General features: G+C 71.3%; 12 protein-coding genes. 3 read left to right on the forward strand and 9 right to left on the reverse strand.

What is annotated here, in order from left to right; genetic code table 11:
* Positions 1-85: 85 nt before the first annotated feature.
* From FPZ22_RS07735 to FPZ22_RS07770, 8 genes are read right to left on the reverse strand one after another with little or no spacing between them, the layout of a single operon-like run.
* On the reverse strand, positions 86-910 hold the full coding sequence (locus FPZ22_RS07735) for a prolipoprotein diacylglyceryl transferase family protein (protein ID WP_281287449.1): 825 nt from the start codon (positions 908-910) through the stop codon (positions 86-88).
* A gap of 5 nt (positions 911-915) precedes the next feature.
* Positions 916-2,043 (reverse strand): NAD(P)/FAD-dependent oxidoreductase, encoded by a 1,128-nt coding sequence (locus FPZ22_RS07740; RefSeq protein WP_144891886.1) that lies wholly within the window; start codon positions 2,041-2,043, stop codon positions 916-918.
* Positions 2,040-2,477 carry a thioredoxin TrxC gene (trxC, locus tag FPZ22_RS07745; RefSeq protein WP_144891888.1) on the reverse strand — a complete coding sequence of 146 codons (438 nt, stop codon included), beginning with the start codon at positions 2,475-2,477 and terminating at the stop codon, positions 2,040-2,042. Before trxC ends, FPZ22_RS07740 begins: the two co-directional genes overlap by 4 nt.
* On the reverse strand, positions 2,474-2,953 hold the full coding sequence (locus FPZ22_RS07750; protein WP_144891890.1) for an OsmC family protein: 480 nt from the start codon (positions 2,951-2,953) through the stop codon (positions 2,474-2,476). Before FPZ22_RS07750 ends, trxC begins: the two co-directional genes overlap by 4 nt.
* Positions 2,950-6,204: an efflux RND transporter permease subunit gene (locus FPZ22_RS07755; protein WP_144891892.1), complete on the reverse strand. Its 3,255-nt coding sequence runs from the start codon at positions 6,202-6,204 to the stop codon at positions 2,950-2,952. Before FPZ22_RS07755 ends, FPZ22_RS07750 begins: the two co-directional genes overlap by 4 nt.
* 1 nt (position 6,205) lies before the next feature.
* Positions 6,206-7,300 (reverse strand): efflux RND transporter periplasmic adaptor subunit, encoded by a 1,095-nt coding sequence (locus FPZ22_RS07760; RefSeq protein WP_144891894.1) that lies wholly within the window; start codon positions 7,298-7,300, stop codon positions 6,206-6,208.
* A 10-nt stretch (positions 7,301-7,310) separates the two neighbouring features.
* Positions 7,311-7,514: a YgaP family membrane protein gene (locus FPZ22_RS07765; protein WP_144891896.1), complete on the reverse strand. Its 204-nt coding sequence runs from the start codon at positions 7,512-7,514 to the stop codon at positions 7,311-7,313.
* 47 nt (positions 7,515-7,561) lie between these two features.
* On the reverse strand, positions 7,562-8,833 hold the full coding sequence (locus FPZ22_RS07770) for an NAD(P)/FAD-dependent oxidoreductase (RefSeq protein WP_144891897.1): 1,272 nt from the start codon (positions 8,831-8,833) through the stop codon (positions 7,562-7,564).
* Positions 8,834-9,005: 172 nt separating this feature from the next.
* On the opposite strand from FPZ22_RS07770, the gene FPZ22_RS07775 reads away from it, so the two are divergent.
* Both FPZ22_RS07775 and FPZ22_RS07780 read left to right on the forward strand, forming a co-directional pair.
* Positions 9,006-9,344: an ArsR/SmtB family transcription factor gene (locus FPZ22_RS07775; RefSeq protein WP_144891899.1), complete on the forward strand. Its 339-nt coding sequence runs from the start codon at positions 9,006-9,008 to the stop codon at positions 9,342-9,344.
* A 46-nt stretch (positions 9,345-9,390) separates the two neighbouring features.
* Positions 9,391-9,753, forward strand: a complete 363-nt coding sequence (locus FPZ22_RS07780) for a carboxymuconolactone decarboxylase family protein (protein WP_144891901.1) — start codon at positions 9,391-9,393, stop codon at positions 9,751-9,753.
* Positions 9,754-9,756: 3 nt separating this feature from the next.
* On the opposite strand, the gene FPZ22_RS07785 is transcribed toward FPZ22_RS07780, so the two are convergent.
* Positions 9,757-9,960 carry an oxidoreductase-like domain-containing protein gene (locus FPZ22_RS07785; RefSeq protein ID WP_144891903.1) on the reverse strand — a complete coding sequence of 68 codons (204 nt, stop codon included), beginning with the start codon at positions 9,958-9,960 and terminating at the stop codon, positions 9,757-9,759.
* A 208-nt stretch (positions 9,961-10,168) separates the two neighbouring features.
* Here FPZ22_RS07785 and FPZ22_RS07790 point away from each other — a divergent pair, with 208 nt between their 5' ends.
* Complete coding sequence (locus FPZ22_RS07790) at positions 10,169-11,587, forward strand: amidohydrolase (protein WP_144894035.1); 1,419 nt, start codon at positions 10,169-10,171, stop codon at positions 11,585-11,587.
* Positions 11,588-11,604: the final 17 nt, after the last annotated feature.

The raw sequence follows: 11,604 nt of genomic DNA on the forward strand, positions 1-11,604 counted from the left end.
GGGCGCCGGGGCGGACGATGGACCCGACTGCCCCGGATCTGCGTGAAACTCTGCGCGCCCGCGACGGCGCGCGCATTGACGCAGGTCAATCCCCGATCGCAACCCCGAAGCGCTTCCGCAGGGTGCCGGCCAGGGTGGCACGGGTGAGCTCGCCCATGTGGCTGTCGACCAGCCGGCCTTCGGCGTTGAAGAACAGCGTCGTCGGCAGGCCGCGGGTGCCGGTCTCCAGCATCGCCTGCGAATGCGGGTCGAGCAGGACATGGTCGAGCTCGAGTCCGGCGGCATCGAGATACTCGCGGATCGTGCCGCGGTCCTCGCCCTGGTTGACCAGCACGAAGGCGACGCCCGGCCAGCGGCGCTGCGCGTCCTCCAGCACGGGCATCTCGCGCCGGCAGGGCGGGCACCAGGTCGCCCACAGGTTCAGCACCATCGGGCGCCCGGACAGGTCGGCGAGCGTGACGGGTTCTCCGTCGAGCGTCGCCAGTTCGAACGCGGGCAGCGGCGGCGCCGAGCGCTGCATCATCATCAGCAGGCCGCCGAATGCGGCCCAGGCCAGCATGCCGGCCGCGATGCCCGCGAGCAGCGGCCGCCGCAGCGGGATGCGCTTCCGGGTCCGCCACCATGCGAAGGCCAGCGCGGCGGGCAGCCCCGCCCACCACAGGAAGCCGCCGTCGCCGATGGCGACGATCGACTTCGGCGCAGCCATGTACTCCGGCCACCAGAGCAGGATGTAGCCCAGGCGCGCGGCCAGCAGACCGACCATCACCGCGTCCACGAACAGCCCCACCGCCACCCGGTGCGGACACTCCCCGGGCGCGCACGGCAGGCGCCGTGCCCAGCCGCGCACCACCAGCCAGCCGACCACGGTCGCTGCGGCCGCCATGATCGAGTGGATCGGGAACGGACCCACGCCGGTCAACGGTAGGCCTTCAGGTAACGGGCCTCGAAGCGCTGCTTGAGCCAGTGGAAGGCGCGCAGGTTCGGCAGGGCGAGGTTCCGCCGGCCGCCGCGGTAGACCAGCATGCCGCTGTCGAGCGCGTCGACGATGCACACCAGCTCGGTGCGGAAGCCGTGGTCCGCGCGCTGGTCCCGCAGTCCGGCGGCGATGTTCCTCGCCACCGCGTCCGCCTGCAGGTCGGCCTGGTGGGCCTGCTTGGCCATCCACTCCGGGCCGGGATAGCTGCCGGCGTCGCCGGCGACGTACACGCGCTCCATCCCGAGTACGCGGCAGTGCGCGTCGGCGGCGATGAAGCCGCCTTCCGACTGCGGCAGCGCGCTGTCTTCCAGCCATGCCGGGCCGGTCAGGCCGGGCATGAACAGGATCAGGTCGGCGTCGAATCCGTCGCCCTCGGTCACGACCCTGCCGGGTTCGAAGCGCAGCGGCTTGTGGCCGAGATGGGTACGGATGCCCAGCGACTCCATGCGCGCGAGCATCTTCGCCACCGCCGCGGGCCCGAGCCGCTGCCCGGGCTGCGCAGCCGGATTGAAGAACACCAGCTCGAAGCGCTCGCGCCGCCCCTGCCGGCGCAGCAGGGTGTCGATGCCGAACAGGAACTCGAACATCGGCCCGCCGCGCACCGCACCGGGCTCCTTCGGATTGCTGGAGAAACCCACCGCGATCGTCCCGCCGTCCATGGCCGCGAGCCGGTCGCGGATCGACTCCGCGGCCGCGATGCCTTCGCAGGGAATGATCGCGTGCTCGATGCCCGGGAGCTTGCGCAGATAGCGTCCGCCGGTGGCGATGACCAGCACATCGTTGCCAAGCTCGCCCTGGTCGGTGACCACGCGGCGCCCACCGTCGAGCACACGGGTCACGCTGCCCTGGTGCCAGCGCACGTCGTTGCGTTCGAAGAAGCGTGCGAGCGGAATGCGCAAGTCGTCGCCGCTGCGCTTGCCCGACGGAAGCCAGATCAGGCTCGGCAGGTAGACCAGCTCCTTGCGCGGCGAGACCACGGTGATCGCGTCGCGCACGCCGAGCGCGCGCAGCCGGCGGATGGTGGTGAGCGCGGCGAAGCCGCTGCCGAGGATGACGATCTGCTTCATGGCGCGTGCTCGCGTGCCCAGCGCACGATCCCGTCTTCCGGCAGCGCGCCCGACACGCGCGCCAGCTCGCGGCCACCGTGGAACAGCGCCAGCGTCGGGATGCTGCGGATGCCGAAGCGCGTGCCCAGCGCGGGCTCGGCCTGGGTGTCGAGCTTGCCCAGCCGCATGCGGGGTTCCAGCTGCGCGGCGGCGGCCTCGAAGTGTGGCGCCATCATCCGGCAAGGCCCGCACCAGGGCGCCCAGAAATCGACCAGCAGCGGCAGCTCCGAGCGCGCGGCGTGCAGGTCGAAGCTGGCGGCATCCAGTACGACCGGCTGCGCGGTGAACAGGGCCTTGCCGCAGCGGCCGCATGCGGGCGCATCGCCGAGGCGTTCGCCCGGCACCCGGTTGAGCGCCCCGCAGTGCGGGCAGGCGACCTTGAGCGGGCTGTTCACGACCCGGCCTCGAAGCTCTTGTCGCCCATCAGCACCCGGCCCTCGCCATCGAGCACGGTGACGTCGACATCGATGCCCTGGCGAACGCTCTGGGTGACCACGCAGAAGTCCTCGAACTGCGCCAGCACCCGGTCCAGCGCCTGGTAGTCGGCGTTGTGGCCCGGCAGGTGCAGGGTGACCGAGGCGGTCGGGATCCGCCAGCGGCCTTCGGCGTTGCGCTGCGCGGCCGCGGTGACCTCGGCCCGCAGCGGCCCCGGCGAGTTGCGCTGCTTGCGCAGTGCGAACAGCAGGCTGGCCACCAGGCAGTTGGCGACCGCCGCCAGCAGCATCCGGGTGGGGTTGGGACCGCGGTCCTGGCCCAGCGGCGGCGACTCGTCCGTCAGCAGCGGCTCCAGGCCGGTGTCGTGGAAGTGGACGCGGAACGCATAGTCCCCGTCCTGTTCGAGGGTGATGCGGATCGGGGTGTCGATGCTCATGCCGTTCTCCTCTGGAGCAGCGCGTAGTACAGCAGCGGGATCACGACCAGGGTCAGCACGGTCGAGACCAGGATGCCGAACAGCAGTGATATGCCAAGGCCGTTGAAGATCGGGTCGTCGATGATGAACACCGCGCCTGCCATCGCCGCCAGGGCGGTCAGCGCGATCGGCTGCGCGCGCACCGCGCAGGCGTCGACCACCGCCTGCGCCGGCGTGCGCCCCTGTTCCAGCAGATGGTTGATGAAGTCCACCAGCAGGATCGAGTTGCGCACGATGATGCCGGCCAGCGCGATCATGCCGATCATGCTGGTGGCGGTGAACTGCATGCCCATCAGCGCGTGCCCGGGCATCACCCCGATCACGGTCAGCGGGATCGGCGCCATGATCACCAGCGGCACCACGTAGTTGCGGAAGTAGGCCACCACCAGCAGGTAGATCAGCACCAGGCCGGCCGCATAGGCGATGCCCATGTCGCGGAAGGTCTCGTAGGTGATCTGCCACTCGCCGTCCCACTTGATCGCGAAGCCGGCGGTTTCTTCCGGCTGGGCGATGTAGTGCTGCGACAGCCGCTGGCCGTCGATGGCGTTGTCGGCGACCTGGCCGACGAGGTCGAACATGCCGTACAGCGGGCTGTCGGCGACGATGTTCTCGTCGCCCGTCACGTACACCACCGGCAGCAGGTCCTTGTGGTGGATGGCGCCGTCCCAGCCGGCCTCGCGCACCTGCACCAGCGCCGACAGCGGCACCAGCCGGCCGTCGCCGCCGCGCACGCGCAGCGAAAGCACGCCGTCGAGCGAGGCCTGGTCGGACGCCGGCAGGCGCAGGCGGATCGGCCGCGGGTACTTCGAGCTGCCGTCGATCACGTACGTGGCATCGTGGCCCGACAGTCCGGCGGCGATGGTCTCGGCGATCGCCGCCTGCGACACGCCCAGCCGCGCGGCGCGCTCGCGGTCGATGACCAGGACCTCGCGCGCGGCGTCGGCCTCGACGCTGGTGTCGACGTCGACGATGCCCTCGGTGTCGAGGAAGCGCTGCTCCAGCGCGAGCCCGATGCGGCGCTGGCGGTCGTAGTCGGGGCCATAGACCTCGGCCACGATCGGCGACAGCACCGGCGGCCCCGGCGGCACTTCGACCACCTTCACCGAGGCGCCGTGGCGGCGGCCGATCGCCGCCAGCTCCGGGCGCAGCGCGACCGCGATGTCGTGGCTCTTGCGGCTGCGTTCGTGGCGGTCGACCAGGTTGACCTGCAGGTCGCCGACGTTGGCGCCGGCGCGCAGGTCGTACTGGCGCACCAGGCCGTTGAAGTTGATCGGCGCGGCGGTGCCGGCGTAGCCCTGGTAGTCCAGCACTTCGGGCACCTCATCGAGGACCCGGGCCAGCTCGGTGAGCAGGGCGCCGGTGTCCTCGAGCGTGCGGCCCTCGGGCAGGTCGACCACCACCTGCAGCTCCGACTTGTTGTCGAAGGGCATCATCTTCATCACCACCAACCTGAATCCGGCCAGGCTCACGGCCAGCAGCACCAGCCCCGCCATCGAAGCGAACAGCAGGTGGCGTCGGCGCGCGCCGCGCGCGGGATCGAGGAACGGCGTCATCAGCCGCTCGAAGAAACGGTGCAGGCGCGCGGCGATCGTGCCGGGTGCCTGGCCCGGGCCGCCGGCGTGGCCACCATCCGCGCCATCCGCGCCTTTGGAGCCGACGTGCCGCTTCAGCAGCTTCAGCGACAGCCACGGCGTCACGATCAGCGCGATCAGCAGCGACAGCAGCATGCCGACCGAGGCGTTGATCGGGATCGGGCGCATGTACGGCCCCATCAGCCCGCTGACGAAGGCCATCGGCAGCAGTGCCGCGATCACGGTGAAGGTGGCGAGGATGGTCGGTCCGCCGACCTCGTCGACCGCCGGCGGGATCGCCTCGCGCAGGCTCTTTCCGCCGAGCGCCATGTGCCGGTGGATGTTCTCCACCACCACGATCGCGTCGTCCACCAGGATGCCGATCGAGAAGATCAGCGCGAACAGCGACACCCGGTTGAGGGTGAAGCCCATCGCCCAGGACGCGAACAGGGTCAGCGACAGGGTCAGCACCACCGCGGTGCCGATCACCAGCGCCTCGCGGCGGCCGAGCGCGAACAGCACCAGCAGCACCACCGCCGAGGTGGCGAAGAACAGCTTCTTGATCAGCGTCTTCGCCTTGTCGCTGGCGGTCAGGCCGTAGTCGCGGGTCACCTCGACCTGGATGCCCTCCGGGATGACCTGGCCGCGCAGCGCGTCGACGCGTTCGAGCACGCTGGTGGTGATGTCGGAGGCGTTGCTGCCCGGCTTCTTCGCGATCGCCAGCGTCACCGCGGGCGCGGTGCCGGCTTCGGGGCCCGCGCGCCCGGCCGGCGCGCCGTGCCAGACGTAGCTCGACGGCGTGTCGGTGGTGTCGGTGATCCGGGCCACGTCGCCCAGCCGTACCGGCTGGCCATCGTCCACGCCCAGCACCAGCGCCTCCACGTCCTCGCGCCCGGCGAGGAAGCTTCCGGAGGTGACCTGGACCACGCCGTCGGCGCCGACGCGCTCACCGGCCTGGCGCGCGAGGTTGGCGGCCTGCAGCGCCCCGGCCAGGTCCTCGACCGCGAGGCCGTGGCTGGCCAGGCGGCTGGCGTCGAGCTCGACCATCACCGCACGCTCCGGGGCGCCGATGGTGAACACGTCGCGGGTGCCGGGGATGCGCTTGAGCTCGGTCTCCAGCGTGTGCGCGACCTCGGCCAGCTCGCGGGGGCCGCGATCCGGGTCGTCGGTCCACAGCGTCAGCGCCATCACCGGCACGTCGTCGATGCCCTTGGGCTTGATGAGCGGCTGGCCGACGCCCAGGCCCTGCGGGATCCAGTCCTGGTTGGAGAAGACCTTGTCGTACAGACGCACCAGCGCCGGCTGGCGCTTCACGCCGACCTCGAATTCGACGGTGGCCACCACCATGCCGGGGCGGCTGACCGAATAGGTGTGCTTGACGTCCTCGATTTCCGACAGCACCTGCTCCAGCGGATACGCCAGCATCTGCTCCACCTGGCGCGCATCCGCGCCCGGGAAGGGGACGATCACGTTGGCCATGGTGACGTCGATCTGCGGCTCTTCCTCCTGCGGCGTGACCATGACCGCGACCACGCCCAGCAGCAGGCCGAGCAGGGCCAGCACCGGCGTCAGCGGATTGGACTGGAAGGTGCGCGCAAGGCGGCCGGAGATGCCCAGCCGCCTGCTTTCCGGGGCGGCCATCTCATTCGCTCCCGCGGGCCGCGACCAGGGCCTGGCGCGCCGCCACCGGGTCGAGGGCGATGGTCTCGCCGGGCTGGAGGCCCGCGATCACCTCCACGCCGTCCGGCGTGGCCTCGCCCAGCCGCAGCTGGCGCAGCGACAGCCGGCCGTCGGCGAGCACGTAGGCCGCGCTGACCTCGCCGCGACGCACGATCGCGCGGGCCGGGATACGCGGCTGCGACGTCCCGGCCACCGCCGGGAACACGACCTTGGCGGTGCTGCCCGGCACCGGCGCCGGGTCCAGCGCCGGCAGCAGCACGCGCACGCGGACGGTGTGCGTGGCCGCGTCGGCGGCGGGGAAGACGATGACTTCGCCGGCGTCGACCGTGCGCCGGTCATGCAGCCGCAGGCTGGCGCGCGGGTCGGCGCGCACCTGCTCGGCCACGGCCTGCGGCAGGTCGACCTCGATCCGCAGCGCGTCCGGCGAGAATACCGTCGCCAGGGGCTGGCCCATCGCCACCGATTCGCCGGGTTCGACGTGGCGGCGGGCGACGATGCCGTCGTAGGGAGCGCGCACGACGGTGTAGCCGACGGTCTGGCCGGCGCTGGCCAGGCGGGCGCTGGCGGCGTCGCGCGCGGCCACGGCGGCGTCGCGCGCGGCCTGCATCCGTTCGAGCTGCGAGCGCGACACGTACTGGTCGCCGGCCAGCTCCCGGTAGCGCCGGTAGTCGGCCTCGGCCTCGCGCGCGGCGGCCTCGCCGGCATGCAGCTGGGCGCGGGCGGCGTCGACCTCGGACTGCTGCTCGACCGCACTCAGGCGCACCAGCACGGTGCCGGCGGAAACGCGGTCATCGACGTCGTGTGCGACCTCGGCCACGCGGCCGCTGGTCTGCGCGGTCAGCGTGGCCTGGCGCACCGCCTCGACCACGCCGTCCCAGGCGCGGCCCTGTCCGGTGGCGGGCTCGGCGACGGTGACGGTCTCCAGGCCTTCGATCGGGCCCGGGCCGCGGCGGTCGTCGTCCGCGCCGCCGCAGGCCGCGAGCGTGGCCGTCAGCAGGGTGAGGCCGGCGATCCGGGCCAGCGCCCGCGTCGATGCCGCCATGGAGCCGTTTCGCACGTCGCGCTCCTTACTTGAACGCGCAGCCGCTGCGCACGCCCAGCTTCGCGAACAGCTTCGCGGCCGGGCAGAAGCCGGTGAAGGCCGACTGCAGCAGGTTCAGCCCGACGAAGGCGGTCAGCAGCAGCCACCAGGGCGAGACGAAATGGCCCAGCGCGAGGCTGGCGAGGATCATCACGCCGGCGAAGGCGAAGATGGCGCGGTCGAGGTTCATGGTGGGTTCTCCTTCGAGGTTGGTTCGGGGTTGGTTGGGGAACAGGTTCAGCGGGTGCGCGCGACGCCCAGCAGCCTCAGCACGTACTTCTCGTACACGGGCTCGGTGTTGCCGGACTTCATCTTCATCAGGAAGTACTTTTCGAAGGCGACCTTGGCCAGGTGCACCCACTTTCCGGCCTTCGCCCAGGTGACGTTGCGCGGCGGCATCTGCGGCAGCGCCACGAAGGCCACGCCGGTGTCGCCCATGTCGGCCAGGCAGATCGCGTTCCAGGTGGCCTCGGCCGTCGCCGGCCGCCCCTCGATGTCGGCGCGGATGTTCTCGACGATCGCGCCGACCATCGACTCGATCATGAAGCCGGTCTTGGGCGCTCCGGTCGGGACCGGCGTGGCTTCCACGGGCGGAATCGCGACGCATACCCCGAGCGAGAACACATTGGGCCAGGCCGCGTTCCGCTGGTGCCGGTCGATCTGGACGAAGCCGCGCGGGTTGCACAGCCCCTCGATGCCGCGGACGGCGTCCACGCCGGTGAAGGCGGGCAGCACCATGGAGTACCGGAAGGGCAGCACGTGGTCCTTCTTCGGCTGGCCGTCTCCGTCCATCTCGACCACGGCCATTTCGCCGTCACGGACCGCGGCGATCTTCGCGTTGGTGATCCAGCTGATGTGGCGCTGGCGGAACTCGGACTCCATCAGCCCCTTCGAGTCGCCGACGCCGCCCAGGCCCATGTGGCCGATGTAGGGCTCCGGGGTCACGTAGGTCATCGGGACACGGTCGCGCAGCCTGCGCTTGCGCAGGTCGCGGTCGAGGATCATCGCGAACTCGTAGGCCGGGCCGAAACAGCTTGCGCCGGGAGCGGCGCCGACGACGACCGGGCCCGGGTCCGCGAGGAAGCGCTGGTACGCGTCCCACGCGGCGCTGGCATGCGGAGTGGTGCAGACCGACTGGGTGAAACCGTCGTCCGGGCCGAGGCCAGGGACCTCGTCGAAGGCCAGCCGCGGGCCGGTGGCGATGACGAGATGGTCGTAACCGAGCGCGCGGCCGTCGCGCAGCAGCACGCGGTTGGCGCCGGGGTCGACGCGTTCGGCGCCCACGGCCTCGAAGGCGATCTTCTTCTTCGCCAGGTGTTCGCGCACGGGGATCTGGATGTCACCCGGTTCGCGCCAGCCCACCCCGACCCATGGGTTGGACGGGGTGAACGAAAACAGCTCGCCTTCCCCGATCACGGTGATGGCGGGATCGGCACCCAGCGCGCTGCGGAGTTCGTACGCGACGCTCATGCCGCCGATGCCGGCACCAAGAACCACGATATGTGTCATGTCCGTACCTCCCCGGGGGTTGCCCGGCCTGTTCCGGGCGAATGGCCCGGCGGAGCTAAATTAGCACTGGCTTATATTAGAGTCAACTGATATTATTCCGGCATGCCTCGACCCCCGGGCCGCGGCACATCCTGGCAACACGGGTGGAATGACGATGGGAAAAACCAAGCGCATGTCCGGCTTCGATCTGGAAGACATGCAGGCCCATGCCGGCGAGGCGGCGAAGCTGCTCAAGGCGCTCGCCAACGAGCGCCGGCTGCAGGTGCTGTGCCTGCTCGCCGGCGGCGAGCGTTCGGTCGGCGAGATCAACGAACTGCTCGACCTGAGCCAGTCGGCGCTCTCCCAGCACCTGGCGGTGCTGCGCGAAGAAGGCCTGGTGCAGACCCGCCGCGACGCGCAGCTCGTGTACTACTCGCTGGCGCCGGGCCCGGCGGCCGCGGTGATGGAAACGCTGCACGGCATCTACTGCGGCGCCGCAGAGCCGTCACCCCGCCGCAGGACCGCGGCATGAGCGTGGTCGGGGACGACCGCACCCACCAACAGGAGGAAACACGGACATGTCCGCGATTGATTCGTACGCCGAGCTCACCCGCAGGGTCTCGAAGAACCTGACCCCGCTGCGCACCCACAACGCCGATGTCATGCAGGGCTTCGGCGCGCTGAGCAAGGCCGCGCTGGCGCCGGGGGTGCTCGACGAGAAGACCAAGGAACTGATCGCGATGGCGATCGGCGTGGCCAGTCGCTGCGACGCCTGCCTGGGTTTCCACGCCAAGGCGCTGGTGCGCCTCGGGGCGACGCCGGAAGAGTTCCGCGAGATGCTGGGCGTGGCGGTGTACATGGGCGGCGGCCCGTCGCTGATGTACGCGGCCAACGCCATGGCGGCGTTCGAAGAGTTCAGCGGCGACGCCCGGCGCGACTGAGCCTCACGCCGGGCGGTGGTCCTGCCCGGCCGCCTCCGGATGCCGCTCCAGCCACCTGGCGAGCCGTTCCCGGTAGTCCAGCAGTTCCTCGGTGTAGGTGTCGTTGACGCAAGGATCGCAGCCGCTGTCGCAGCAGTCGCCCGGGAGGGGCGGCTCCGGCGGGGCGGGGCGCGGATCGTTGTCGATCGTGTGAAGGACCTTGTTCATACGAGGCCATTGTCCCACTCCGGGCGCGCGCATGGTCTGGCCGACCATCGACTTCACCGCCGACCGGGGATGGGCGGAGGCCGACGGTCCCGCGGGTCGCTATGGTGTGGCGATCCAGGGGAGAGACATCATGCGAAACGACTTGGTCCTCATGCGGGCGATCCACCGATCTCCGGCCGCGAGGCGCATATGCTTCACCGCCGCCTTGATGCTTGGTCTCGCCGGGGCGGCGGTCGCGCATGCGTCGGACCTGGCCGGCGCGCAGGCGCGGGTGCGTGCGGACGTGGAGGCGTGGGCCGCGCCGCAGGCGGCGCTGGCGCAGGCCATCTGGGAGAAGCCGGAGCTGGGCTACCAGGAATTCGCGGCCTCGTCGCTGCTGCAGGACCGCCTGCGCGCCGCGGGTTTCCGCATCGAACACGGGGTCGCGGGCATGCCCACCGCCTTCGTCGCGCGCGCGGGACGGCGCGGGAGCGGCCCGGTGATCGCCCTGCTCGCGGAAATGGACGCGCTTCCGGGAGCTTCGCAGCAGGCCGTGGCGGAGCCTTCGCCGCTCCCCGGGCATGATGCCGGGCACGCCTGCGGGCACAACCTGTTCGGCGCAGCGGCCGTGGGCGCGGCGCGCGCGCTGGCCCGCTGGCTGGCGGAGAGCGGTACGGACGGCGAGATCCGGGTATACGGGACCCCGGCCGAGGAAGGCGGCTCGGGCAAGGTGTTCATGGTGCGCGCCGGCCTGTTCGACGATGTCGACGCCGTGCTGCACTGGCACCCGTCGGACGCCAACTCCGCCGCCCAGTCCACCAGCCTGGCGAACGTCAGCGGCAAGTTCCGCTTCAGTGGCACGGCGTCGCACGCGGCGATCGCGCCCGAGCGCGGCCGGTCGGCGCTCGACGGGGTCGAGGCCCTGAACCACATGGCCAACCTGTTGCGCGAGCACGTGCCCGACGGCACCCGCATCCACTACGCGATCACCGACGGCGGCCGGGCACCCAACGTGGTGCCGGCGCGCGCCGAGGTCTATTACTACGTGCGCCATGTGGACGGCGGGGTCGTGCGCGACGTGTTCGACCGGCTGCAGGCGGCGGCGCAGGGCGCCGCGATGGGCACCGGCACCCGCGTCGAGTTCGAGCCGCTGGGCGGAGTGCACGCACTGTTGCCCAACGACACCCTCGGACGGGTGCTGGACCGCGCGCTGCGCGCCGTCGGCGGCGTGGACTACGATGCGGTCGAACTGGACTTCGCGATGCGGTTGCAGGAGTCGCTCGAACGCCGCCCCGCGCTGGAGTCCGCGCGCGGGATCGCGCCCTACCGCGACGACGTCGCGGGCCTGGCCTCGACCGACGTCGGGGACGTCAGTCGAGTGGTGCCCACCGCGGGCGTGTCCACGGCCACGTGGATTGCGGGCACTCCGGCGCACAGCTGGCAGGCGGTCTCCGCCTCGGGGTCGTCGATCGGCCACCGGGGTGCCCTGAACGCCGCATCGACGCTGGCCATGGCCACGGTCGAACTCTTCCTCTCACCCGATCTGCTGCGGGAGGCGCGCGCCGAATTCCAGCGGCGCCGGGGTCCTGAGCCCTACCGACCGCTGCTTCGCCGGGACGACCCTCCGCTCGACTATCGGCGTCCCTGAGGCAGGGCGCGCAAGGC

This window comes from Luteimonas granuli, assembly GCF_007795095.1.
Taxonomy (GTDB): Bacteria; Pseudomonadota; Gammaproteobacteria; order Xanthomonadales; family Xanthomonadaceae; genus Luteimonas; species Luteimonas granuli.